We start from the raw sequence: 23,339 nt of genomic DNA, 5'->3' as shown, positions 1-23,339 counted from the left end.
GCTTTGATCATTCTATTTTCACTGTAATTGTAACTGTTTGCGGAACCATGGCGGAACGGGCTGCCGCAAGGGTAGGCGCTGTGGCATTATAAGATGTGCGTGTTTGGCACAAGCTGATCGTCGTCGGCGGGACGGATCGAGCAGGGCGTTGCAAAGGCACGATTTGAGATGATGTTGACGGCGCTTGGTCTGATGAGCGGTACCTCGCTCGACGGGGTCGATGTCGCTTTGATCGAAACCGATGGCCGACGGGTCAACGCCCTCGGGCCGTCGGGATACCGGCCCTATACCGAAATGGAACGCAGCCTGCTGCGCCAGGCACTGTATGAGGCCGCCGACCTGCCGGATCGCGCGGCGCGGCCAGGCTGCCTGCGCGAGGCGGAGCGGGTCGTCACATCAGCGCATGCCGAGGCGGTGGCCGCCTTTACCGCGCAACACCGGATGCGCTTCGACGACATCGACATCGTCGGCTTTCACGGCCAGACCGTGCTGCATCGGCCCGAGAAAAAACTAACGGTCCAGATCGGCGACGCGGCCACGCTCGCCAGGATGATCCACGTTCCGGTCATGTACGATTTCCGCGCGGCCGACGTCGAAGCCGGCGGGCAGGGCGCGCCCTTTGTGCCGGTTTATCACCGCGCGCTCGCCCAATCGCTGGACTGGGAGGGGCCGACCGTCGTGGTCAATATCGGCGGCGTCGCCAACATCACCTATATCGATGGCGACACGCTGGTCGCCTGCGACACCGGTCCGGGCAACGCGCTGCTCGACGACTACATGTTCCGCTGGCTGAACCAGCGCTTCGATACCGAGGGCCGCACCGCGGCGCTGGGCAAAGTCGATGCGGCGTGGATCAATCGCGCGCTGGCGATGCCGTTCTTTTCGCTGCCGCCGCCGAAATCGCTCGATCGCAACGATTTTGCGAGGCTGAAGCTCGGCGACATACCGCCGGAAGATGGCGCTGCGACCTTGACCGCGTTCACAGCGGCCGCGATCGCCCGCGTGGTGCCACTGCTGCCGAAAGAACCCAAGAACTGGATCGTGGCCGGCGGCGGCGCCCGCAACCTGACCATGCTGCGGATGCTGCGCGAGTGCTTGGCGCCGGCGACCGTTCAGGCGGCGGACACGCTGGGCTGGGCATCCGACGCCATCGAGGCACAGGCCTTCGGATTTCTGGCGGCGCGGGGCCTCAAAGGCCTGCCGCTGAGCTACCCCGCCACCACGGGGGTACCGTTCCCGATGACCGGCGGCATCATCGCGCGACCCTGACCGGTTCAAGATCTGTTGATGCAACTGCATCGACCTTGACGGCTACATGCAAATGCATCTAATTAAATGCAGATGCATGGAGCGAGGCCTGCCGGCCTTCGCCCGGGAGGTCGTCATGGCACCAAAACTCACGCTGATCAGCCACAAGCTTTGTCCCTATGTGCAGCGCGCGGTGATCGCGCTCACCGAAAAGGGCGTTCCGTTCGAGCGGATCGACATCGATCTTGCCAACAAGCCGGACTGGTTTCTGAAGATTTCGCCGCTCGGCAAGGTGCCGGTGCTGCTTGTCGAGACCAAGGACGGCGAGGTGGCGCTGTTCGAGAGCAATGTCATCTGCGAGTACATCGAGGAGACGCAAGGAGGCGCGAAACTGCATCCGCAGGACGCGCTCAAGCGGGCGCAGCACCGCGCCTGGATGGAATTCGGCTCTACGATTCTGAGCGAGCTATGGGGCCTGGAGACCACAGGCGATCCCGCGATCTTCGAGAGCAAGCGGAAGGCAGTAGCCGCGAAGTTCGCGCAGGTCGAGAAAACGCTCGGCGCGGGACCGTTCTTCGCCGGCAAGGATTTCAGCCTGGTGGACGCGGTGTTCGCGCCGATCTTCCGCTACTTCGATGTGTTCGATCAGTTGATCGATCTATCGGTGTTTGCCGATACGCCGAAGGCAAGCGCATGGCGAGAAACGCTGGCGCAGCGGCCGAGCGTGCGCACGGCAGTCGGTCCGGACTATCCGCAGTTGCTGCACGCGTTCCTGGTGCGCCATAACGCGCATATGCTGAAACTGGCGGCGTGAGACGAAGATACCGACACGGTCACGTCAGCGGACGTTGGCGAGCCGCATGTCGAGATAGCCGGTCACCGTCTCCATCAGCGGCTCCAGCTTGCCGTCGAAGAAATGGTTGGCGCCGGGGATGATCTGCTGATCGATCACGATGCCTTTTTGCGTCTTCAGTTTTTCGACCAGCGTGTTGACGTCCTTCGGCGGCACCACCGCATCCTTCTCGCCATGCACGATAAGGCCTGACGACGGGCAGGGCGCAAGGAAGGAGAAGTCGTAGAGGTTGGCGGGCGGCGCGATCGAAATAAAACCTTCGACTTCGGGCCGGCGCATCAAAAGCTGCATGCCGATCCAGGCGCCGAACGAGAAGCCCGCGACCCAGCAGGCGCGCGCTTCGGGATTGATGGTCTGCGCCCAGTCGAGCGCGGAAGCCGCATCCGACAATTCGCCGGTGCCGTGGTCGAACGAGCCCTGGCTGCGGCCGACGCCGCGAAAATTGAATCGCAGCACCGAGAAGCCGCGATGCGCAAACGCGTAGTAGCACTGGTAGACGATCTGGTGATTCATCGTGCCGTGAAACTGCGGATGCGGATGCAGGATCATCGCGATCGGCGCGTTCTTCTGCTTGGCCGGATGGTAACGGCCTTCGAGGCGGCCCGCGGGGCCGGTGAAAATAACTTCAGGCATTCATGATCCTTGGAAGTGGTCCTCGGCAACGGCCGTGATCCGGCGGAGAAGAAATGCGATCAGGCGTCGTTGGGTGGTGCGCAAACGGCGCTCCCGTGAAACTGGTGGCGGCGTTCTAGCATGAGGCGAGGGGCAAAAAGCAAGCATCTTGAACATCTCGAAGGCAGCTCAAGGCGTTAAGCTGCGATTGCCTGGAGACGGCGCGATCCCTAGTTGCCATAAGGCAACCTGCGCCGGCGCGAGGCCATGCCTTGCATGAGCTGCTTGCCGGATATAGGTAATATTGTACGGACATGCCTGACCGGGTCTATCTCGACTGGAATGCGACGACGCCGCTTCGCCCCGAGGCCAGGCAGGCGATGGCGGCTGCCTGGGACATGGCCGGCAATCCGTCCTCTGTTCATGCCGAAGGGCGTCAGGCGCGCCGGCTGGTCGAGGATGCACGGGCGGACGTCGCCGCAGCGATTTCGGCGCGGCCGCAGGACGTGGTGTTCGCCTCTGGCGGCACCGAAGCCAACGCGATGGCGCTGACGCCCGGGTTGCGCCGCGGCGCGGGCTGGCCGGTTCAGCGGCTGCTGGTTTCGACCATCGAGCATACGTCGGTGCTGTCAGGGGGACGGTTTCCCGCCGACGCGATCGCGGCCATCAAAGTCTCCGGCGTTGGCCTGGTGGACCTCGACCATTTGCGCACACTGCTCGCTGACGGGCCGCCGGCGCTGGTGTCGGTAATGCTGGCGAATAACGAGACCGGCGCCATCCAGCCGGTCGCCGACGTCGCCGACATCGTGCACGGAGCAGGCGGCCTGCTGCATGTCGATGCGATCCAAGCATTTGGCAAGATACCGTTTGAGATCAAATCGATGAAGGCCGATCTGGTCACGCTTTCTGCGCACAAGATCGGCGGCCCCAAGGGCGCCGGTGCGCTGGTTCTGGCCGAGGACGTGCAGGGACTGGAGCCGCTGCTGCGCGGCGGCGGACAGGAACTTGGACGCCGGGCCGGCACCGAGAATGTTGCGGGTCTAGCGGCCTTTGGCGCTGCTGTGCGGGTGGCCATGGCCGCGCTGGAAGGCGATGCAGTTCGGCTGCATGGCCTTCGGAACCGCCTCGAGAGGGGCCTCAGGCAGACCCCTGGAATGATTGTGTTTTCGGAAGGCACGCCGCGGCTGCCGAATACCACCCTGTTCACGGTTGACGGCCTGAAGGCCGAAACCGCCGTGATTGGCTTCGATCTCGGCGGTATTGCGGTATCTTCCGGTTCCGCCTGCTCGTCCGGCAAGGTCCAGCCGTCGCACGTCCTGGCCGCCATGGGGGTCGGCAGAGACCTAGCCCAAGGAGCGGTGCGGCTTAGTCTGGGCTGGTCTACCACGGAGGCAGACATTGATTTGGCCCTTCAGGCTTGGCGAAAGCTTGCCGATGCCTTACTTAGAGGGCGACGAAACACGGCTTGAAACGTTCTAAGTCCGTTTCGCCGGAACGCTTCGTCACCGATGTTGAATTGTTCCACCGCGGTCCTTGAAACCGCGAGCGGAGGATGGAATGCCAGCCGTACAAGAGACGGTCGAGCGCGTGAAGCGCATCGACGTCGACCAATATCGATATGGGTTTGAGACTCTCATCGAGTCCGACAAGGCGCCGAAGGGGCTGTCGGAAGACACCGTCCGCTTCATCTCTGCAAAGAAGAACGAGCCGGCCTGGATGCTGGAATGGCGGCTGGAGGCCTATCGCCGCTGGCTGACCATGACCGAGCCGACCTGGGCCCGCGTCAACTATCCCAAGATCGACTACCAGGAGCTCTACTACTACTCCGCGCCGAAGCCGAAGAAGCAGATCGGCTCGCTGGACGAGATCGACCCGGAAATTCTCAAGACCTACGAAAAGCTCGGCATCCCCCTGCGTGAAGTTGAGGTGCTGGAAGGCGTCGTGAAGCCGGAAGGCGAGCGCAGGATCGCCGTCGACGCCGTGTTCGACTCGGTTTCCGTCGCTACCACGTTCCAGAAGGAATTGAAGGCGGCCGGCGTGATCTTCATGCCGATCTCGGAGGCGATCCGCGAGCATCCCGAACTGGTGAAGAAGTATCTCGGCTCGGTCGTGCCGACCTCGGACAATTACTTCGCGACGCTGAACTCGGCGGTGTTCTCCGACGGCTCGTTCGTCTATGTGCCGGCTGGCGTGCGCTGCCCGATGGAGCTGTCAACCTATTTCCGCATCAACGAGCGCAACACCGGCCAGTTCGAGCGCACGCTGATCATCGCCGACAAGGGGTCCTACGTCAGCTATCTCGAAGGCTGCACCGCGCCGCAGCGCGACGAAAACCAGTTGCACGCCGCCGTCGTTGAACTGGTCGCGCTCGATGACGCCGAGATCAAATATTCGACGGTGCAGAACTGGTATCCCGGCAACTCGGAAGGCGTCGGCGGCATCTACAATTTCGTCACCAAGCGTGGCGACTGCCGCGGCAACCATTCAAAAATCTCATGGACCCAAGTCGAGACCGGGTCGGCGATCACCTGGAAATATCCGAGCTGCATCCTGCGCGGCGACAATTCGCGCGGCGAGTTCTACTCGATCGCGATCTCGAACGGTTACCAGCAGGTCGATTCTGGCACCAAGATGCTTCATCTCGGCAAGAACACGACCAGCCGGATCATCTCCAAGGGCATTGCCGCGGGCGCTTCGCAGAACACCTATCGTGGCCTCGTTACCGCGCATCGCAAGGCGACCGGGGCGCGCAACTATACCGCCTGCGACTCGCTGCTGATCGGCGACAAATGCGGTGCGCACACCGTGCCCTACGTCGAGGCGAAGAACTCGTCGGCTACCTTCGAGCACGAAGCGACGACGTCGAAGATTTCCGAGGATGTGTTGTTCTACTGTGTCCAGCGCGGCCTCAGCCAGGAAGAAGCCGTCGGCCTCGTCGTCAACGGCTTCGTGAAGGACGTGCTGCAGCAACTGCCGATGGAATTCGCGGTGGAAGCGCAGAAGCTGATCTCCATCTCGCTGGAGGGCAGCGTGGGATGATCACGCTTGATATCAGCGAGATGCGCACGCTGTTGCCGATCTTGAACGAGATCGACGAAACCAGTTTGTCGCGGCTCGACAGTTCAGAGTGGTTCCGGCCAAACGCCGCGCAGGCGCGCCGCCTTGAGGCCGCCGCCGACAGGATGGGTGTTTATCTGATGGCCTATCGGGCGAACTGCCGTGCGGGTGTCGGCGACGGACTTTGCAATTTGATCGCAGCGGTGGAGCTCGATGCGGCCAAGCTTGACGAGATCGTAAGTCTGGAAAATGCGTGCCCGGATGCCGCGATTGTCGCCTATGAGCGCCCGATTCGGCAGCGCCACTAAACGAATTTCGACAAGGGAAAGCCATGCCATTACTCGAAGTCAAAAACCTGAAGGTGCGTGTTGAGGATAACGAAATTCTCCACGGACTGACGCTCACCGTAAACCCGGGCGAGGTGCACGCGATCATGGGGCCGAACGGCTCCGGCAAATCGACGCTGTCGCACGTCATCGCCGGCAAGCCGGGCTATGAAGTCACCGACGGCGAGATCCTGTTTAGGGGCGAGGATCTTCTCGAAATGGAGCCGGACGAGCGCGCCGCCAAGGGCTTGTTCCTGGCGTTCCAGTATCCGGTCGAAATCCCTGGCGTCACCACCTGGAACTTCCTGCACACCGCGCTGAACGCCCAGCGCAAGGCGCGCGGTGAAAGCCAGCTTACCTCTCCGGAGTTTCTCAAGAAGGTCCGTGCGGTCGCAAAGTCGCTCAACATTCCGCAGGACATGCTCAAGCGCGGTGTCAATGTCGGCTTTTCCGGCGGCGAGAAGAAGCGCAACGAGATTCTGCAGATGGCGCTGTTCGAGCCTGCCGTCTGCATCCTCGACGAAATGGATTCCGGCCTCGACATCGATGCGCTCCGCGTCGCGGCCGATGGCGTCAACGCGCTGCGTTCGCCTGATCGTGCCATGGTGGTCATCACCCACTACCAGCGGCTCCTCAACTACATCGTGCCTGATTTCGTGCACGTGATGTCGAAGGGCCGGGTCGTCAAAAGCGGCGGCAAGGATCTGGCGCTGGAGCTCGAGGCTTCCGGCTACACCCAGTTCGAAGACGCAGCCTGACAGGTATCGTGATGAATTTGGCTTTGGCAAAGAACGAGACGGGACGTGCGCTGAGCGACAGCTTTGCCGTCGCGCGCGACCGGCTGCCGGGCACCGGCAGGGTCGCCGAGGCGCGAAGTGCCGCCTTCGAGGCCTATGATCGTGTGGGCCTGCCGCACCGGCGAATCGAGGACTGGAAGTACACCGATCTGCGCGCGCTGATGCGCGAAGTGCTGCCGCTGGCGCCTGCGCCGGATGCTGACGCGCTGACGCGGGCTGCGGCGGCGGTGAAGCTGCAGGCGATCAAGGGCGCGCGCCGGCTCGTGCTGGTGGACGGCGTGTTTGCGCCAAAACTTTCCGAGCTGGACGGGCTGGAGAAGGGCGTTGCGGTCGGCACCCTGCGCGGCGTTCTGGAATCCGGCGAAGCCGCCCTGCAGGCCCAACTCTTTACGCTCGACAGCGCCAATCCGATGGTCGCGCTCAACAGTGCGATGATGACCGACGGCGTGGTGATCCAGATCGCCAATGGCGTCGTGCTGACGCAGCCGCTGCAAATCATTCATGTCGCGACGGGTACCACTCCTACGGCGATGTTCACACGCTCGCTGCTGCGGCTCGGCAAGGATGTCGGCGTGACGCTGGTCGAAAGCTACGTCGCAGCCGATGGCGCGAAGACCTATCAGGCCCACGACTCGCTGGTCGTCGCGATCGGCGACAATTCGCGGCTCGACCACGTCCGCCTGGTCGAGGACAGCCGCGAGGCCTTCAACATTTCCTCCGCCGTGCTGACGCTGGGTGCGCATGCCCACTTCAACACCTTCGGCATGACCTCGGGCGCTGCCGTCAGCCGCTACCAGGCGACGATTGCGTTCGCCGGCGAGGGTTCGCGGGTCGAGACCAACGGCGTCAATCTGCTCAATGGCCGCCAGCACGCCGACACCACGCTGTTCATGGACCACGCGGTGCCGCATTGCGCCAGCCGCGAAGTGTTCCGCGCCGTTGCCGACGACCGCGCCCACTCGGTGTTCCAGGGCCGCATCATCGTGCGCCCCGATGCGCAGAAGACCGACGCCAAGATGATGACGCGGGCGCTGCTGCTGTCTGACGAGGCCGAGGCCGACAACAAGCCGGAGCTCGAGATCTTCGCCGACGACGTCACCTGCGGCCACGGCGCCACCACCGGCGCGCTCGACGAGAGCCTGCTGTTCTATTTGCGCGCCCGCGGCTTGTCCGAAAAGCAAGCCCAGGCGTTGCTGATCCAGGCTTTCGTGGGCGAGGCCATTGAATCCATCGTCAACGACGACCTGCGCGAGCTTGCGATTGCGGCCGCGCAGCGCTGGCTGGAGGCGCGGTCATGACCCAGCATCCGGCGGTGAAGAATGGCGCCTATGACGTGGCCCGCGTGCGGGAGGATTTCCCCGCGCTGGCGATGAAGGTCTATGGCAAGCCGCTGGTCTATCTCGATAATGCCGCTTCCGCGCAGAAGCCGACCGCCGTGCTCGACCGCATGACGGAGGCTTACAAAAGCGAATATGCCAACGTGCATCGCGGCCTGCATTATCTCGCCAATGCTGCGACCGAGGCTTACGAGGGCGCGCGCGGCAAGGTAGCGAAGTTCATCAATGCGACGCGAAGTGAGGAAATCATCTTCACCCGCAATGTCACCGAGGCCATCAACCTCGTGGCATCGTCCTGGGGCGAGCCCAACATCAAGCAGGGCGACGAGATTGTGCTCTCGATCATGGAGCACCACTCCAACATCGTGCCCTGGCACTTCCTGCGCGAGCGCCATGGCGCGGTGATCAAATGGGCGCCGGTTGACGACGACGGCAATTTCCTGATCGAGGAATTCGAGAAACTGCTGACGCCGCGCACCAAGCTCGTCGCCATCACCCAGATGTCGAATGCGCTCGGCACTTTCGTTCCGATCAAGGAGGTCGTGAAGCTCGCCCATGACCGCGGCATTCCGGTGCTGGTCGATGGCGCGCAGGGCGCGGTACATCTGCCCATCGACGTGCAGGACCTCGATTGCGATTTCTATGCCTTCACCGGCCACAAGGTCTATGGCCCGACCGGAATTGGCGCGCTCTATGCCAAGCATGAGCACCTGGTGGCGATGCGGCCCTATAACGGCGGTGGCGAGATGATCCGCGAGGTGGCCAAGGATTGGGTCACCTATGGCGACCCGCCGCACAAGTTCGAGGCCGGGACGCCGCCGATCGTTGAGGCGATCGGGCTGGGTGCTGCGATCGACTACGTCAATTCGATCGGCAAGGAACGCATCGCCGCCCACGAGCACGATATTTTGAATTACGCCCAGGAACGGCTGCGCGAAATCAATTCGTTGCGCCTGATCGGCACTGCGCGCGGCAAGGGACCGGTGATTTCCTTCGAGATGAAGGGGGCGCATGCCCACGACGTCGCGACCGTGATCGACCGGCAGGGGATCGCCGTGCGCGCCGGCACCCATTGCGTGATGCCGCTTTTAGAGCGGTTCAATGTCACAGCCACCTGCCGCGCGTCGTTTGGAATGTATAATACCCGTGAAGAAGTCGACCATCTGGCACAGGCGCTGATCAAGGCGCGGGATTTGTTCGCATGAGTGACACGGCCGAAGTCAAGTCAGCTAATATGGAAACCAACTCGGCGCTGCCGCCGGAGGAAACCGAGCGGCTTGGGACCGAAATCGTCGCCGCGCTGAAGACGGTGTTCGACCCGGAAATTCCGGCCGATATCTACGAGCTCGGCCTGATCTACAAGGTCGATCTCAAGGATGACCGTGCCGTCGATGTGACGATGACGCTGACCACGCCGAACTGTCCGGCGGCCGGCGAACTGCCGACCATGGTCGAGAACGCGATCGCCAGCGTTCCAGGCGTCGGCGTCGTCAACGTCAACCTGGTGTGGGATCCGGCCTGGACGCCGGATCGTATGTCCGACGAGGCTCGCCTCGTGCTGAATATGTGGTGAGTTGCGTGAGGATTTAACCGCTTTACTGGAAGATCACAGGCATTGATTTGCCGTTGGGAATGACGACATGGCTAGCATGACACCCGCTTCACCCACGACGGCCAAGCCGAAGCCGCGGCCCCGCCCGCAGGTCATGAAACTGACCGAAGCGGCGGCGCAGCGGATTACGGAACTGACCAAGCGCGCCGATTCCGAGATCGTTGGACTTCGCGTCGGGATCAAGAACGGCGGCTGCGCCGGCCAGTCCTACACGGTGGAATATGCCCATGAGATCCGCCCGACCGACGAAGTGGTCGAGGACCGGGGCGTGAAGATCCTGGTCGATCCCAAGGCGGTGTTGTTCCTGCTCGGCACCGAGATGGACTACAAGGCCGACAAGCTGCAGGCCCAGTTCATCTTCAACAATCCGAACCAGGTCTCCGCCTGCGGCTGCGGCGAGTCGGTGCAACTGACGCCGGCGAAGGTTTAACGACCGCATCGCCGGGGCGGTGAGCGATGGATCGCGATTTCCTGATCGACCTGTTTGCTGATTTCGGCCCCGTCACCATCCGCAAGATGTTCTCCGGCTACGGCATTTCCGCCGACGGCACCAACTTCGCGCTCGCGCTGCGGGCCGGCCTCTATTTCCGTGCTGACGACCAGACGATTCCGCAATTCGAAGCGGAGGGGTCGCAGCCGTTTCAGTATCAGACCCGGGTCAAGACGGTCACGGTGAACTCGTACTGGCAGTTGCCGGCACGCCTGTTCGACGACTCCGAGGAACTGGCTGAGTGGGAGCGGGCGGCGCTGGCCGCAGCGCAACGCGCGGCGCTGCGCAAGCGGCCGAAGGCGCGCAAGGCGGCCCAGCCGAAGGTTGCGGCCGAGCCAGCTGTTGGCCGCAAGCCGCCGGCGAAGCGGCGGGCAGCGAAGGCGAGGAAGGCGACGCGCCGGTAATTGGCGCTACGCGACCTGGCTGCGGCTCTCGGCGGCGTATTCGGGATCGACTTCGCAGATCACGCGGTTGCGGCCGTTACGCTTAGCAGCGTAGAGGCACGCGTCGGCGCGCTCGATCAGCGAATCCGTGTCGTCGTCCGGTTTCAGCATGGAGACGCCGACGGAGATGGTGACGCGGCCGAGAATTTCGCCGGTCGATTTCTTCTTCAACTCCTTCGCCATCACGGCGCGGCGGATATGGTCGGCGACCGTTAGGGCCTGGCGCAGCGCCGTGTTGGGCAGCACCACCGCAAATTCCTCGCCGCCGTAACGGGCGGTGATGTCCTGGCCCTTGATGGTCTGCTTCAGCGACATCGCAACCAGCCGCAGCACCTGATCGCCGGTGAGGTGGCCGTAGGAATCGTTGAACGATTTGAAATGGTCGATGTCGAACATCATGAGCGACAGCGGCTCGCCGCTTGCCAGCGCAGCCCGTACCGCCATCTCGATCGAGCGGTCGAAATATTTGCGGTTGCCCAATCCGGTCAGCGGGTCGGTCAGGCTCTCGGCGCGGATCGCCTCGAGGCTGTGTTGCAGATTGCTGATCTCGGTTTTCGACAGCGACAGCCGGTTTTCCAGCGCCTTGTTGGTCTCTTGCATCTCGCGGGTCGATCTCACCAGGCCGTCGACGACCGCCTTGATCTGATCGCGGTTCTTCGCGTTCCTGAGCTTCTCGTTCGCTCCATTCAGCTTGGCGTCGTAGCTCTGCGACATGCCAAGCGCGTCCGTGATCAGGGCCATCACGTCGTCGATTTCGCCGATCACGCGCGCGCCGACCTTGTCGATGCGGTCGGAGGTCTTGATGTGGGAGAGATAGGTTTCGTAGATCTGTTCAAGATCCGACTCGCTCAACCTGCCGTTGCGCGCCAGCGTCTCGTTGATGATCTTGTTGAGGGGGGCGTTGTATCCGGTCGCGTAGACGTACCAGATTTCGTAATTGCGCGGGACTGCGGTCTGCCGGAGGGATTTGATCTGGCCCAACGCCACTTCGGCGAACGCCATCGTGCGTTCGTGTTCGTCCAGCAGCTTGACCACTGATCCGTCCCCAATATCGAGCAGCGCCGCTCGTTGCCGTGCCGCAATGATTAAATTATCGGCGGCAAGTTAATGGAGGAGGATGAACGGCCGGTAAACGCTTCCGGCCGCAAGGATCGACGTCGATATCGACGCCGTTTCAGACGCGGGCGCGAACCGGCCGCAACAGGAATGCGGGAAGGTGCGAGTGATCGGCGGGCTCGGATTCGACCTCGCGGTGGGCGCGGCGCGGTTCGGGCCGGCCGATCGAGGGCACGCGTGACGGCTGTGCAGGGGCAGGCGGCGCGAAGTCAGCCGCCGGCTGCGGAGCGGCACTGCGGCCTGCGCCCTTGGCATGCCGCGGTTCGCGATCGCTGCCCATGTCGCTGCGCTTGTCCGTGCCCCTGGCCTGCCGCGGCTCGCGTTCGGCGCGCGGTTCGCGTTCGCGCCGTGGCTTGCGGCCGCCGCGTGAACCTTCCCGCGATCCCTCGCGTGAGCGATGCTCGCGCGGCTGATCGCTCGCCTCGGACGCATCCGAGTGCACGGTGTAATCGCCCTCGGCGGTGGGAATGGCTTGCCCGATCAGCCGTTCGATCGCAGCAATCGATTTGTTGTCGAGCGGGCTGACGATCGAGATCGCGGTGCCGGCGCGTCCAGCGCGTCCGGTACGGCCGATGCGATGCACGTAGTCGTCGGCATGATGCGGCACATCGAAATTGAAGACGTGGCTGACGGCGGGAATGTCGAGGCCGCGGGCCGCGACATCGGAGGCGACCAACAACGGGATCTCGCCCTTGCGGAACTGATCAAGCGCCGCAGTGCGCGCCGACTGGTCCATGTCGCCATGCAGGGCGCCGACACTGAAGCCGTGTTTCTGCAGCGATTTGTAAACGACGGCGACTTCGCGCTTGCGATTGCAGAAGATGATCGCGTTCTGAAGATCCTTGGCGTCGCGCAGCAGGCGGCGCAGGATCTCGCGCTTCTCGTGTACCTCGCGTCCGGCGGGGACCTGAAATTGCGACACGCCCACCGCTGTGGTCGCCGGCTTCGAGACTTCGATCCGCGCGGGATTGTGCAGGAAGGCTTCGGTGATGCGGCTGATTTCCGGCGGCATCGTTGCGGTGAAGAACAGCGTTTGCCGCGTGAACGGCACCAGCTTGCAGATGCGTTCGATGTCGGGAATGAAGCCCATGTCCAGCATGCGGTCGGCTTCGTCGATGACGAGCAGTTCGACGCCGGTCAGCAGGAGACCGCCGCGTTCGGTGTGGTCGAGCAGGCGGCCGGGGGTTGCAATCAGGACGTCGACGCCGCGGGTCAGTTTGCTGTCCTGGTCGCCGAACGAGACGCCGCCGATCAGGAGCGCGACGTTGAGTTTCTGGCCGGCGCCGTATTTGTCGAAATTCTCTTTCACCTGGGCCGCGAGTTCGCGGGTCGGTTCGAGGATCAGGGTGCGGGGCATCCGTGCCCGGGCGCGGCCCTTTTCCAGAAGTGTGAGCATGGGCAGGACGAAAGCAGCGGTCTTGCCGGTGCCGGTCTGGGCGATGCCGAGGACGTCGCGGCGGGCCAGAACGTGCGGAATTGCCTGTTCCTGGATGGGGGTAGGGGTGGTGTAGCCGGTGGCCGCAACTGCGGCGAGGACCTTATCGGAAAGGCCGAGATGGGAAAAAGACATTGAGCCTCTAGTCGACACCGCCGTTCGGAATCGAGGGTAAAAAGGCTGTCGCGTTTCGCCCCGAAACGGCGCGCTTTGAAAAGCTGGGGGCTCTGACTTACGCAGACGAGCGGCTAACCTAAGGAATCGCGTTTCGATCCAAGGCCGCGTTGAGCGCGAACATAGGGTCGAAATGGCCAAAGTCAATCTGGGAACAGCAATTTGGCCGAAAAAGCTTAACGTTTTCGCACAAATAACGGCCGAAACCGTCATTTGGCCGTCAAATCGCGCCGCTGTATTCCTATCAACCGTGGCCGTTGAACCGTGGGCATCGGGATGCCGACTATGGCATGAAGCGGCTTTGCAGGGCCTAAACCAGGACCATTCGCGCGCTGGGGGATTTCGATGAAGGGGTGGCTTTCCAGATTGCTCGCGGTGACGGGCCTTGCAGCTTGCATGGCGGCTCTTGCCGCCCCCGCTTATGCCGAAAAGCGCATCGCGCTGGTGGTCGGCAACAACGACTACCGGAACGTGCCCAAGCTGCAGAAGGCGGTCAACGATGCCCGCACCATGGGCGACACGCTGAAGCAACTCGGCTTCACGGTGATGGTGGCGGAAAATCAGAACCGGCAGGCGTTCAGCCAGACGCTGCTGGCGTTCGACAAGGCGGTCGACGCCGGCGACACCGCGTTCTTCTTCTATGCCGGTCATGGCTTTGAAATCGCCGGCCAGAATTTCCTGCTGCCGACCGACGTGCCGGCGGCGACCGAAGGCCAGGAAGAGCTGGTGCGCGACGCCTCGATTTTGGCCGACCGCATCATCGAGCGGATGCAGAACCGCAAGGTGCGCACCGCCATTCTGGTGTTCGACGCCTGCCGCAACAATCCGTTCGAGCGTGCCGGCACGCGGGCGGTTGCCGGCGGCGGCGGCCTTGCGCCGATGACGCAATTGCCGGAAGGCGTGTTCTCGATCTTCTCGGCCGGGCCGCGGCAGACGGCGCTCGACCGGCTCTCCAACGACGACGCCAATCCCAATTCGGTGTTCACACGCACCTTCGCCAAGGAGCTGACGCAGCCCGGCGCGAATCTCGTTCAGGTCGCACAGCGCACGCGGCGGCTGGTCAGCGAACTGGCGGAGACCGTGCGTCACAAGCAGATCCCGGTCTATTTCGACCAGATGGTCGACGACGTATTTCTGAATGGCATAGCGAGCACGGCGCAGCCGGAAGCGGCGGCGAAGCCTGCCGAGTCGTTGCAGAAGCTGGCAGCGTTGCCGCCGGTGCAGCAACTCAAGCCGCAGAACGATTCCGTCAATGCGCCGATCGCGATGTTCTCGCGCCACAATGGCGGCTGGACCGTGGTGTTCTCGATCGCCGACCCGACGCTCGGCATTTCCTGGCGGCTGGGGGACAGCGGCAATTTCCGCGAAACCGGCTTCATGGATACGCTCGATCCGCGAACCCGCAAGCGGATGCCCAACCCGTCGGTCGAACTGCCGGCCGATGCGCCGGCGGCCGTCATCCAGGTGCGCTATGTCGACACCAATGGCGAGTTGCAGGGGCCATTCCCGATCCGCTTCGACCCCGAGGCCGCACTGATCCGCGACCAGCGCAAGATCCTCGACATGACCGCGACGAGCTGGCTGTCGTTCCGCGAATTCAACGGCCTGCTGGTCTATTACACGCATCTGATGTCGTATCGCTGCGCGATCCGCGAAGTGCGCGTCGGCATCGACAGCACGGTGCCCGACAAGGTGCTGAAAATGCCGCCGTGCGATCCCCGGGATCCCAGCGTCATTCCGCATGACGCGACGCCGTACTTGAAGCTCGCGCCCGCGACCAAGTCGGTCTCGGTGGAATTGACCTACCGCGACGGCAGCGTTTCGGAGATCAAGAGTTTTCGGCGGTAGCATCTACGCGGCGATCTATCCGCGTCATCGCGAGCGAAGCGAAGCAATCCATCGCGCCGCAAGTGGAGAGATGGATTGCTTCCGCGTTCGCTCTTCGAGCCACGGCGGACAAGTCGTGATTCGTTCCCCGCAATGACGGCGTACGTCATGGCTCGCTCTCTACTTTCGTCATTCCCCGGTGCGCAATTGCGCACCTGAGGATGCGCCGCTAGGCGCAGGCCCGGAATCCATTGTGCCACTTTCGATGCCGCCTGATGGATTCCGGGTTCGCGCTACGCGCGCCCCGGAATGACGACCGAATATGCGTTCGCGTTCTCGCGACGCAAGCGCCCGAGGTTTGCATGACTTATCTCCCAATAGAGGGAGCAGGGAATGCCGGGTGCTTGCTGCACCCGCGGTCTCGTGTGCAAATGGTGCAAAGAGAACGCACACGAGCATACAGGTACAGCCGGAGCACTCCGGCATTCCCTGCGCCCTTGCCCCTGCAAAGTGATGGATGAACTCGGGCCGATCGAAGGCTTTCTAAAACGGCCCATCTGTGCCTGCAGCGGATGGATGGGATGGATTTGGTGTCGCTTCGATCAGGCGGAGTCCCGCGCCGGTGTGGGAGCTGGCCCACCAAATGAGACGTTGGCCGACGGGCTCCGATATGTTTTGATAATCGGAAGCGTGTTCGGGCAGAGACCTGAATGGCAGGCCGGGCAAAACGGCCGGTGGCGGTGCATCAAGCTGCCATAGAAGAAGAAAAACGGGAGGATACGGCAGTGCAAACGCCCGCCCGAACCTTGCTGGCCAAGATCTGGGACCAGCACGTCATCGTTCGCGTCAGCGATGACACCGATCTGCTTCACGTCGACCGTCATCTGCTGCACGATCTAGGCGGCTCGCGCGGCCTGCTCGATCTCAGGAATCGTAACCTGCCAGTGCATAATCCGGAACTGACGTTCGCAACGCCGGATCATGCAATTTCGACGGCGCGCGGACGGGCCGGCACCAGCAAGGTCGGACAGGAGCTTCTGGCGGGCCTGCGGGCCGAGACGTCGGCGACCGGCATCCGGATGTTCGATGTCGACGAACCCGGGCAGGGCATCGTCCATGTGATCGGACCTGAGCTTGGCCTCAGTCTTCCCGGCTGTCTGATCGTCTGCGGCGACAGCCATACCTGCACCCATGGCGGGCTGGGCGCGCTGGCGTTCGGCATCGGCTCCAGCGAGTTGACCCATGTGCTCGCGACGCAAGCGTTGATTCAGCGACGGCCGAAAACCATGCGGGTGCGGTTCGAAGGCCGGCTGCCGCCCGGCGTCACGGCCAAGGACCTGATCCTCGCCCTGATCGGGCATGTCGGCGCTGCGGCCGGCACAGGTTATGCGGTCGAGTATGCCGGGAGCGCCATTCGCGATCTGCCGGTCGAGGGCCGGCTTACCATCTGCAATCTGTCGATCGAACTCGGCGCCAAAATGGGCTTGATCGCGCCGGACGAGAAAACTTTCGAATATCTGCGCGGGCGTCCTTATGCGCCGCAGGGCGACATGTGGGAGCAGGCCGTTGCGGCGTGGCGGAAATTGCCAAGCGATCCCGATGCGGTGTTCGACCGCGAAGTCGTCATCGATGTCGAGAAGATCATTCCGCAGGTGACCTGGGGCATCAGTCCGGAACACGTGATCGGCGTCGATGGCCGCGTGCCCGATCCGGACGCGGTCACTGACCCCGCGCGTCGCGCAGCGATCGAGACGGCGCTTGACTATATGGGTCTGGTACCCGGCGCGCCGATCGCCGGTACGCCGGTCGATTGGGTTTTCATCGGATCATGCACCAACAGCCGGCTCAGTGATTTGCGGGCCGCCGCCGAGGTCGCGCGCGGCCGAAAGGTCGCCTCTCACGTTCGTGCCTGGGTCGTGCCGGGTTCGGAGACCGTCAAGCGCGATGCCGTCGCCGAAGGGCTGGACAAGATCTTTACCGATGCCGGCTTCGAATGGCGCGAGCCTGGATGCTCGATGTGCCTTGCCGCCAACGGTGAAACCGTAGCCCCCGGCCAGCGCTCGGTTTCGACCTCGAACCGCAATTTTGTCGGCCGCCAGGGCCCGCGGGCGCGTACCCATCTGGCAAGCCCGGCAAGTGCGGCCGCGGCGGCCATCGCCGGCGCCATCGCCGACGTGCGAACGATGGGGCGCTGACATGCCGAAACCGTTCACCACACTGACGGCGATTGCCGCCCCCATCATGCGCGGCAACATCGATACTGACGTCATCATCCGCATCGAGCGGCTGGTCGGAAACTCCATTCGCGGAACGCTCGGCAAATGGGCGTTCGGCGCACTTCGCTATCTGCCCGACGGTTCGGAAAACCCTGAATTCACCCTGAACCGCGAGCCCTATCGAAGTGCGGAAATCCTCATTACCGGTCCGAATTTCGGTTGCGGCTCCTCGCGTGAAGGCGCGGTGTGGTCGTTGCAGGAAATGGGCATCCGCGCCGTCATCGGCTCGAGCTTTGGCGACATCTTCTTTGCCAATTGCTTCCAGAACGGCATCCTGCCGATCGTCGTCGACAAGGCGATCGTCGATGGCTTGGCTAGCGAGGTGCAGCAGACCCAGGGCGCCGGGCGTATCAGCATCGACCTGCAGCAGCAGACGATCATCTCGCCTTCGGGACAGCGGCACGAGTTTGCAATCGATCCGCGCCGTCGCGCCGGGCTGCTGGAAGGTCTCGATGAAGTCGCGCTGACGTTGCAGCGCGATGATGAAATCCGCGCCTTTCAGGCGGCCGACCGGGCGGAACGGCCCTGGATCCATTTCGCAAGAACAACAGCGGGGAACGCGGCATGAAGGATCGCTCCAACATGATCAAGGTCGCCGTGGTCGGCGGCGAGGGCATTGGCCCGGAGGTGACCGCGCAGTCGCAGCGGGTGCTCAACTGGTTTGCCGCCAAGCGCGGCGTCCCCATGGTATTGCGCGAAGCGCAATACGGCCTCATTCCCTATCTCGCGACCGGCAAGGTGATGCCGCCTGACACCGCCGAGGCGATGGAGGAGGCTGACGCGATCCTGTGGGGCGCAACCGGCGGCCCGGAGACGAAGGAAGTCCCCGCGGCGGCGCGCAAGGCGGGGAGCCTGTTGGGCCTGCGCAGCAAATACGATCTTTACGCCAATCTCAGGCCGATCGTCGCCCATCCGGCGCTTGCGGATTCGGCGCCGCTCAAGGCGAGTGTGCTCAGGGACGTCGATTTCGTCATCATCCGCGAACTGACCAGCGGCATTTATTTCGGCGAGCCGCGCGGCATCGAGACGCTCGCCGACGGGCAACGCCGCGGTTTCAACACCGAGCAATACACGACCGATCAAATTCGCCGCGTCGCGCGTTCCGCCTTTGAGCTGGCGCGGACGCGAAGGAACCAGGTCTGTTCGGTCGACAAGGCCAACGTGCTCGAAACCTCTGTGTTGTGGCGCGAGGAAGTCATTGCCCTGCACGCCGCGGAATTTTCCGATGTCGAGCTCACGCATATGTATGTCGACAATGCCGCGATGCAGATCGTGCGCGAGCCGGCGCAGTTCGATGTGATGGTCACCGGCAATATCTTCGGCGACATCCTGTCCGATTGCGCGGCGATGGCCTCAGGGTCGCTCGGCATGCTGCCGTCGGCCTCGTTGGGCCCAGTCGACAAGTTCGGCCGGCGCAAGGCGCTTTACGAGCCGGTGCATGGCAGCGCACCCGACATCGCCGGCAAGGGCATTGCCAACCCGCTCGGCTCCATCCTCAGCGTCGCCATGATGCTGCGCATGACGATGAACCGGCCCGAAGATGCGGACCTGCTGGAAAAGGCCGTGGCCGGTGCCTTGTCGGGTGGCGCGCGAACCGCCGACATTGCCGAGGCGGGAGCAAGGCGACTTTCAACACGGGAAATGGGCGACGCGGTGCTGAACGCGCTGGAGAAGGTCGCCGGCAAGGAAAAAGACAGGGAAAAGGAGCGCGCGTGATGGCACATTTCACCAGACGTTCGGCGCTGACAATCATCGCGGCCGGCGGCGCCTCGATCGCCTCTGGCAGGGTATGGGCCGAGGACAAGCCCGGCCGCGTGATCTATCCCGTCGCGGTGCCGGTCTATCAGACGCACTTCGTCGCCGACAGATTGGGATATTTCAAGGAGGCCGGTCTCGACTGCAAGCTGATCCAGGGCGGCAGCGGCGTTAAGACGCGCGAAATCATCGCCTCCGCGCAGGGCGACATCGGCATCGGCGATATCACGCATCCGATGCAGCTCTCTAATCGCGGCCGCAATGGCCGCGTGCTGATGCCGGTCGATACCCGCTCCTCTTCGGTGATGTTCATCATCCGCAAGGATCTTTGGGACCAGGGCATCACCTCGCTCGAGAAGTTGACGGAATGGAAGCGGCCCGACGGGCGCAAGCCGATCGTCTCGGTGTCGTCGCTCGGCGGCACCAATCACGTCTGGTCATCCTATTACATGGAGACGATGGGGCTCGACCAGAAAGTCACCTGGATCGGTACCGGCAATGTCGACACCATGCTGGGCTCCCTGAAGACCAGGCAGGTCGACGTGCTCGTCAGTTCGCTGTCGCTGCTCAACGATTCGAAGGAACAAGGGTGGGGCGCGCTGCTGTTCGACGGCACCGATGAGACGATCTGGAACAAGTATATCGGCGGCAAGGTGCCGGTGACGGCGCATTTCACGCTGCAGGCGACCATCGACAAGGACCCGGCCAAGATGCAGGCCTTCGTCACGGCGATCTGGCGCGCGACGCAATGGATCAAGAAGCATTCGCCCGACGAAATACACGACACGATCGAACCCTATGTCGGCAGTACCTCGCGCGCGGCCAACATCCTCGAGATCACCGCGCTGCAAAAGGTCGTCGATTACGATGCGTCGATTGATGCGGCGGCCTTTGCCCGCGGCGAGAAGGTCTGGTTCCGGGAAATGACCGGCATCAAGCCGCTGACGCCGGCCGATCTGGTCAGCCCGACCTTCATCGAGGCAGCACGAAAGGCGTATCCGGCTTGAACGTCCAGAACCTTTCCACGCCGCTGCCGGATGGACAATCCAGTGTCCAGCGTATTGAGGTCAGGGGACTGAGCAAATCGTTTCAGCTTGCCGGGACCGCGATCGAGGCGGTGCGGGACGTTTCCTTCGGCGTCCGCCGCGGCGAGTTCGTTGCGCTTCTGGGGCCGTCCGGCTCCGGCAAGAGCACCGTTCTCAACATGATCGCGACACTGATCAAGCCGAGCAGCGGTCAGATCCTGATTGACGGCGTGCCGGTCGTTGCAGGCAGGGCGACGCCCAATGTCGGCTACATCTTCCAGCGCGATACGCTGTTTCCGTGGCGCACGGTCGCCGACAATATCGGCTACGGCCTCGAGCTGGCGGGCTTTCCCCAGGCGGCGCGCAAGGAACGCATCGCGGCCTGCGTGGCGCAGGCCGGTCTGCAAGGCTTCGAACACGCTTATCCCTCGGCGCTGTCGGGCGGCATGCGCCAGCGTGCGGCGCTGATGCGAACGCTGGTGGTGGAGCCGCAGATCTTGCTGATGGACGAGCCGTTCGGCGCGCTCGATACCCACACCAAGATCGACATGCATGAGGTGCTGCTCAGGATCTGGGAGCGCGAGCAGCAAACCGTTCTGTTCGTGACCCACGACCTCGGCGAAGCCCTGACGCTGGCCGACCGCATCATCCTGTTCTCGGCGCGTCCCGGCCGGATCAAGGACATGTTCGAGGTCGACTTCGCGCGACCGCGCGATGCGGTCAAGGTGCGCGAGACGCCGCGCTATGCCGAGCTGTTCCAGCACATCTGGCACTCGCTCGGGGAAGAGTTCGTCAAGGGGCGCCACCCATGAGGACACGTCGCATCGGCAATACGCTGGCCTGGCAGGTGTTGATCTGCGTGGCGGTACTGTCGATCTGGCAATGGGGATATGACCTCCATGCCAAGGTGCCGTGGCTGGTGCCGGACCTGCTCGATCCCTATTTCGTTTCAAAGCCGTCGCAGATCTTCGAGCACTTCCTGATCCTGAGCTGCCTCAAATCCAAGCTCGGCGCCTTCAACGGCTGGTTCAACGGCGACTTTGCCAAGTGCATGGTGCGCAACGAGAACAATCTCTGGATCGCGACCGCGATCACGCTGAAGAACACGTTCTTCGGGTTTGTCACGGGGGTGTCGAGCGGCTTTGTCGCAGGGCTTGTTCTGGGGCGTTCGGACCGGCTCAGCGCGATCTTTCAGCCTTTCATTACGGCGGTGAATTCCATACCCCGGATCGCGCTGGCGCCGATCATCGTGTTGGCATTCGGGATCGGCGATACCTCGAAAATCGTGACCTCGTGGATCGTGGTGGTGTTCCTGGTGTTCTTCAATACGTTCGAGGGCGCCCGTTCGATCGACGAGGGATTCATCAATGCCGCGCGGCTGCTGGGCGCGAGCGAATGGCAGATCACCCGCACCGTCGTGATCCCCTCGACCATGGCCTGGGTGTTTGCCTCGCTCTCGCCGGCGATCTCCTTTGCGCTGATCGGCGTCATCGTCGGCGAATTCATCGGCGCGGAGCGCGGCATCGGCCGCCTGATCATCGAGTCCGAGGCACGGGCGGAAGCCTCGGGGATGATGGTCGCGGTGATCGTGCTGATGCTGGTGGGGGTGGCGCTTTCGGCCATGATCTGGCGGCTGCAGGCCCATCTATTACGCTGGCAGCAGCACAATATGGTTGAGTAGGCTGGGGTGGTCGAACAGGCTTGATGGAAGGCCTGGCTCTACCGATGCGACGGAGCGAGCGATGCAAACGCGGTGCTGTATCGTCGGCGGCGGGCCCGCCGGCATGATGCTGGGCTACCTGCTCGGACGCGCCGGCATCGACGTTGTGGTGCTGGAAAAGCACGCCGACTTCTTCCGCGATTTTCGCGGCGACACCGTGCATCCCTCCACGCTGCAGGTGATGGACGAACTCGGGCTGATCGACGGATTTCTCAAACTGCCGCATCAGCGTCTGCAGAAGATGGAGGGGATGTTCGGCGGCGAGACGGTGCGGATCGCCGATCTGAGCCGTCTCAACGTCAAATATCCGTTCATCGCCTTCATGCCGCAGTGGGACTTTCTCAATTTCCTGCGCGAGAGCGGCAAGCGGTTCGCGTCGCTGAAAGTCATGATGTCGGCGGAAGCGGTCGATCTCGTTCGTGGCGGCGAGCGCGTCACGGGCGTGAAGGCGGAGACGCTGGACGGCGTGATCGATATCGAGGCCGATCTGACCGTCGCCTGCGACGGCCGCCATTCGCTGATGCGCGAACGCGCGGGCCTCGAAGTCGAGGAAATCGGCGCGCCGATGGATGTGCTGTGGTTTCGCGCCGGCAAGCGGGAAGGCGAAAACGAAAACCTGTTCGCGCGGGTCGATCCCGGCAAGATGATGGTGACCTTCGATCGCGGCGACTATTGGCAATGCGCGTTCGTCATTCCCAAGGGGCAGTACGACGCGGTGAGGGCGAGGGGACTGCCAGCGCTGCTCGACGACATCGCGCGGATGGCGCCGATCCTGAAATCGGGGCTATCAGAGGTGAAGAGCTGGGATGACGTGAAGCTGCTGACGGTTGCGGTCAACCGGCTGAAGCGCTGGACGCGGCCGGGGCTGTTGTGCATCGGCGACGCCGCGCATGCGATGTCGCCGATCGGCGGCGTCGGCGTGAACCTCGCGGTGCAGGATGCGGTCGCGACCGCGAACTTGCTGGCAGCGAAGCTGGTGCATGGATGTCCATCGGAGGACGAGCTCGACGCTGTGCGCCGCCGCCGCGAATTCCCGGTGAAAATGACGCAGCGGATGCAGGTCGTGGTGCAGAACAATATCGTCAACGCCGCACTGAAGCCGGGTCAGCAGCCGCTGAAGGTCCCGTTCGTCATGCGGCTGCTCACGGCGGTGCCCTGGCTGCAGGGCATCACGGCGCGGTTTGTAGGCTTGGGTGTGCGGCCTGAGCATGTGCGATCCGGCAGTTAGCTGATGGC

Annotated in this window: 22 protein-coding genes; 19 read left to right on the top strand and 3 right to left on the bottom strand. The window is 63.2% G+C overall.

The genetic code is table 11. The features are described 5' to 3' along the window. Window positions 1-168: 168 nt before the first annotated feature. Together V1288_RS28815 and V1288_RS28810 are read left to right on the top strand one after the other, a co-directional pair. Complete coding sequence (locus V1288_RS28815) at window positions 169-1,269, top strand: anhydro-N-acetylmuramic acid kinase (RefSeq protein WP_334360242.1); 1,101 nt, start codon at window positions 169-171, stop codon at window positions 1,267-1,269. A 115-nt stretch (window positions 1,270-1,384) separates the two neighbouring features. Beyond that, the gene (locus tag V1288_RS28810) at window positions 1,385-2,062 is read left to right on the top strand and encodes a glutathione S-transferase family protein (protein WP_334360241.1); all 678 of its coding nucleotides are present in this window, start codon (window positions 1,385-1,387) and stop codon (window positions 2,060-2,062) included. Between the two features lie 24 nt (window positions 2,063-2,086). On the opposite strand, the gene V1288_RS28805 is transcribed toward V1288_RS28810, so the two are convergent. Beyond that, window positions 2,087-2,734 (bottom strand): alpha/beta hydrolase, encoded by a 648-nt coding sequence (locus tag V1288_RS28805; protein WP_025589847.1) that lies wholly within the window; start codon window positions 2,732-2,734, stop codon window positions 2,087-2,089. Window positions 2,735-3,027: 293 nt separating this feature from the next. On the opposite strand from V1288_RS28805, the gene V1288_RS28800 reads away from it, so the two are divergent. The 9 genes from V1288_RS28800 (at window position 3,028) to V1288_RS28760 (ending at window position 10,736) form a co-directional block, all read left to right on the top strand. Beyond that, window positions 3,028-4,182: a cysteine desulfurase family protein gene (locus tag V1288_RS28800; protein WP_334360240.1), complete on the top strand. Its 1,155-nt coding sequence runs from the start codon at window positions 3,028-3,030 to the stop codon at window positions 4,180-4,182. Between the two features lie 88 nt (window positions 4,183-4,270). Further along, complete coding sequence (gene sufB, locus V1288_RS28795) at window positions 4,271-5,752, top strand: Fe-S cluster assembly protein SufB (RefSeq protein ID WP_334360239.1); 1,482 nt, start codon at window positions 4,271-4,273, stop codon at window positions 5,750-5,752. Between the two features lie 20 nt (window positions 5,753-5,772). Beyond that, the gene (locus tag V1288_RS28790; RefSeq protein WP_334360238.1) at window positions 5,773-6,078 is read left to right on the top strand and encodes a hypothetical protein; all 306 of its coding nucleotides are present in this window, start codon (window positions 5,773-5,775) and stop codon (window positions 6,076-6,078) included. Between the two features lie 23 nt (window positions 6,079-6,101). Continuing rightward, window positions 6,102-6,854, top strand: a complete 753-nt coding sequence (sufC, locus tag V1288_RS28785; RefSeq protein ID WP_334360237.1) for a Fe-S cluster assembly ATPase SufC — start codon at window positions 6,102-6,104, stop codon at window positions 6,852-6,854. An 11-nt stretch (window positions 6,855-6,865) separates the two neighbouring features. Further along, entirely contained in the window at window positions 6,866-8,191 is a 1,326-nt protein-coding gene (sufD, locus tag V1288_RS28780; RefSeq protein WP_334360236.1) for a Fe-S cluster assembly protein SufD, read from the top strand. After that, window positions 8,188-9,435 carry a cysteine desulfurase gene (locus V1288_RS28775; RefSeq protein WP_334360235.1) on the top strand — a complete coding sequence of 416 codons (1,248 nt, stop codon included), beginning with the start codon at window positions 8,188-8,190 and terminating at the stop codon, window positions 9,433-9,435. The genes sufD and V1288_RS28775 overlap by 4 nt, the downstream gene beginning before the upstream one ends. Further along, window positions 9,432-9,803 (top strand): SUF system Fe-S cluster assembly protein, encoded by a 372-nt coding sequence (locus tag V1288_RS28770; RefSeq protein WP_065756315.1) that lies wholly within the window; start codon window positions 9,432-9,434, stop codon window positions 9,801-9,803. Before V1288_RS28775 ends, V1288_RS28770 begins: the two co-directional genes overlap by 4 nt. Window positions 9,804-9,870: 67 nt before the next feature. Beyond that, window positions 9,871-10,272: a HesB/IscA family protein gene (locus tag V1288_RS28765; RefSeq protein WP_442893868.1), complete on the top strand. Its 402-nt coding sequence runs from the start codon at window positions 9,871-9,873 to the stop codon at window positions 10,270-10,272. 26 nt (window positions 10,273-10,298) lie between these two features. Beyond that, window positions 10,299-10,736: a TfoX/Sxy family protein gene (locus tag V1288_RS28760; RefSeq protein ID WP_334360234.1), complete on the top strand. Its 438-nt coding sequence runs from the start codon at window positions 10,299-10,301 to the stop codon at window positions 10,734-10,736. Between the two features lie 6 nt (window positions 10,737-10,742). On the opposite strand, the gene V1288_RS28755 is transcribed toward V1288_RS28760, so the two are convergent. Both V1288_RS28755 and V1288_RS28750 read right to left on the bottom strand, forming a co-directional pair. Continuing rightward, window positions 10,743-11,810: a GGDEF domain-containing protein gene (locus tag V1288_RS28755; protein WP_334360233.1), complete on the bottom strand. Its 1,068-nt coding sequence runs from the start codon at window positions 11,808-11,810 to the stop codon at window positions 10,743-10,745. A 139-nt stretch (window positions 11,811-11,949) separates the two neighbouring features. Continuing rightward, window positions 11,950-13,461, bottom strand: a complete 1,512-nt coding sequence (locus V1288_RS28750) for a DEAD/DEAH box helicase (protein ID WP_334360232.1) — start codon at window positions 13,459-13,461, stop codon at window positions 11,950-11,952. A 384-nt stretch (window positions 13,462-13,845) separates the two neighbouring features. Here V1288_RS28750 and V1288_RS28745 point away from each other — a divergent pair, with 384 nt between their 5' ends. The 8 genes from V1288_RS28745 (at window position 13,846) to V1288_RS28710 (ending at window position 23,331) form a co-directional block, all read left to right on the top strand. Next, window positions 13,846-15,348, top strand: coding sequence for a caspase family protein (locus V1288_RS28745; RefSeq protein WP_334360231.1), 1,503 nt, complete (start codon window positions 13,846-13,848; stop codon window positions 15,346-15,348). A 764-nt stretch (window positions 15,349-16,112) separates the two neighbouring features. Further along, window positions 16,113-17,522 carry a 3-isopropylmalate dehydratase large subunit gene (leuC, locus tag V1288_RS28740; protein WP_334360230.1) on the top strand — a complete coding sequence of 470 codons (1,410 nt, stop codon included), beginning with the start codon at window positions 16,113-16,115 and terminating at the stop codon, window positions 17,520-17,522. A gap of 1 nt (window position 17,523) precedes the next feature. Continuing rightward, on the top strand, window positions 17,524-18,171 hold the full coding sequence (leuD, locus tag V1288_RS28735; protein ID WP_334360229.1) for a 3-isopropylmalate dehydratase small subunit: 648 nt from the start codon (window positions 17,524-17,526) through the stop codon (window positions 18,169-18,171). Then, on the top strand, window positions 18,168-19,319 hold the full coding sequence (gene leuB, locus V1288_RS28730; RefSeq protein WP_334360228.1) for a 3-isopropylmalate dehydrogenase: 1,152 nt from the start codon (window positions 18,168-18,170) through the stop codon (window positions 19,317-19,319). The genes leuD and leuB overlap by 4 nt, the downstream gene beginning before the upstream one ends. Continuing rightward, entirely contained in the window at window positions 19,319-20,365 is a 1,047-nt protein-coding gene (locus tag V1288_RS28725) for an ABC transporter substrate-binding protein (protein WP_334360227.1), read from the top strand. The genes leuB and V1288_RS28725 overlap by 1 nt, the downstream gene beginning before the upstream one ends. Then, on the top strand, window positions 20,362-21,195 hold the full coding sequence (locus V1288_RS28720; RefSeq protein WP_334360226.1) for an ABC transporter ATP-binding protein: 834 nt from the start codon (window positions 20,362-20,364) through the stop codon (window positions 21,193-21,195). Before V1288_RS28725 ends, V1288_RS28720 begins: the two co-directional genes overlap by 4 nt. Beyond that, window positions 21,192-22,064 carry an ABC transporter permease gene (locus tag V1288_RS28715; RefSeq protein WP_334360225.1) on the top strand — a complete coding sequence of 291 codons (873 nt, stop codon included), beginning with the start codon at window positions 21,192-21,194 and terminating at the stop codon, window positions 22,062-22,064. The genes V1288_RS28720 and V1288_RS28715 overlap by 4 nt, the downstream gene beginning before the upstream one ends. A gap of 61 nt (window positions 22,065-22,125) precedes the next feature. Further along, window positions 22,126-23,331, top strand: coding sequence for an FAD-dependent oxidoreductase (locus tag V1288_RS28710; protein WP_334360224.1), 1,206 nt, complete (start codon window positions 22,126-22,128; stop codon window positions 23,329-23,331). Window positions 23,332-23,339 lie beyond the last annotated feature (8 nt).

It is taken from the genome of Bradyrhizobium sp. AZCC 2176 (genome assembly GCF_036924645.1).
Taxonomy (GTDB): domain Bacteria; phylum Pseudomonadota; class Alphaproteobacteria; order Rhizobiales; family Xanthobacteraceae; genus Bradyrhizobium.
Note: the sequence above shows the minus strand (reverse complement) of the source record. Positions and strands in the feature narration are given on the sequence as shown.

Excerpts from the sequence above, each read along its gene's own strand:
- V1288_RS28815 (WP_334360242.1), top strand. The coding sequence starts at position 169 with ATGATGTTGACGGCGCTTGGTCTGATGAGCGGTACCTCGCTCGACGGG.
- V1288_RS28710 (WP_334360224.1), top strand. The coding sequence starts at position 22,126 with ATGCAAACGCGGTGCTGTATCGTCGGCGGCGGGCCCGCCGGCATGATG.
- V1288_RS28725 (WP_334360227.1), top strand. The coding sequence starts at position 19,319 with ATGGCACATTTCACCAGACGTTCGGCGCTGACAATCATCGCGGCCGGC.
- V1288_RS28765 (WP_442893868.1), top strand. The coding sequence starts at position 9,871 with ATGGCTAGCATGACACCCGCTTCACCCACGACGGCCAAGCCGAAGCCG.
- V1288_RS28800 (WP_334360240.1), top strand. The coding sequence starts at position 3,028 with ATGCCTGACCGGGTCTATCTCGACTGGAATGCGACGACGCCGCTTCGC.
- V1288_RS28715 (WP_334360225.1), top strand. The coding sequence starts at position 21,192 with ATGAGGACACGTCGCATCGGCAATACGCTGGCCTGGCAGGTGTTGATC.
- V1288_RS28760 (WP_334360234.1), top strand. The coding sequence starts at position 10,299 with ATGGATCGCGATTTCCTGATCGACCTGTTTGCTGATTTCGGCCCCGTC.
- V1288_RS28750 (WP_334360232.1), bottom strand. The coding sequence starts at position 13,461 with ATGTCTTTTTCCCATCTCGGCCTTTCCGATAAGGTCCTCGCCGCAGTT.
- V1288_RS28745 (WP_334360231.1), top strand. The coding sequence starts at position 13,846 with ATGAAGGGGTGGCTTTCCAGATTGCTCGCGGTGACGGGCCTTGCAGCT.
- sufC (WP_334360237.1), top strand. The coding sequence starts at position 6,102 with ATGCCATTACTCGAAGTCAAAAACCTGAAGGTGCGTGTTGAGGATAAC.
- V1288_RS28810 (WP_334360241.1), top strand. The coding sequence starts at position 1,385 with ATGGCACCAAAACTCACGCTGATCAGCCACAAGCTTTGTCCCTATGTG.
- sufB (WP_334360239.1), top strand. The coding sequence starts at position 4,271 with ATGCCAGCCGTACAAGAGACGGTCGAGCGCGTGAAGCGCATCGACGTC.
- V1288_RS28790 (WP_334360238.1), top strand. The coding sequence starts at position 5,773 with ATGCGCACGCTGTTGCCGATCTTGAACGAGATCGACGAAACCAGTTTG.
- leuB (WP_334360228.1), top strand. The coding sequence starts at position 18,168 with ATGAAGGATCGCTCCAACATGATCAAGGTCGCCGTGGTCGGCGGCGAG.
- V1288_RS28770 (WP_065756315.1), top strand. The coding sequence starts at position 9,432 with ATGAGTGACACGGCCGAAGTCAAGTCAGCTAATATGGAAACCAACTCG.
- sufD (WP_334360236.1), top strand. The coding sequence starts at position 6,866 with ATGAATTTGGCTTTGGCAAAGAACGAGACGGGACGTGCGCTGAGCGAC.
- leuD (WP_334360229.1), top strand. The coding sequence starts at position 17,524 with ATGCCGAAACCGTTCACCACACTGACGGCGATTGCCGCCCCCATCATG.
- V1288_RS28775 (WP_334360235.1), top strand. The coding sequence starts at position 8,188 with ATGACCCAGCATCCGGCGGTGAAGAATGGCGCCTATGACGTGGCCCGC.
- V1288_RS28805 (WP_025589847.1), bottom strand. The coding sequence starts at position 2,734 with ATGCCTGAAGTTATTTTCACCGGCCCCGCGGGCCGCCTCGAAGGCCGT.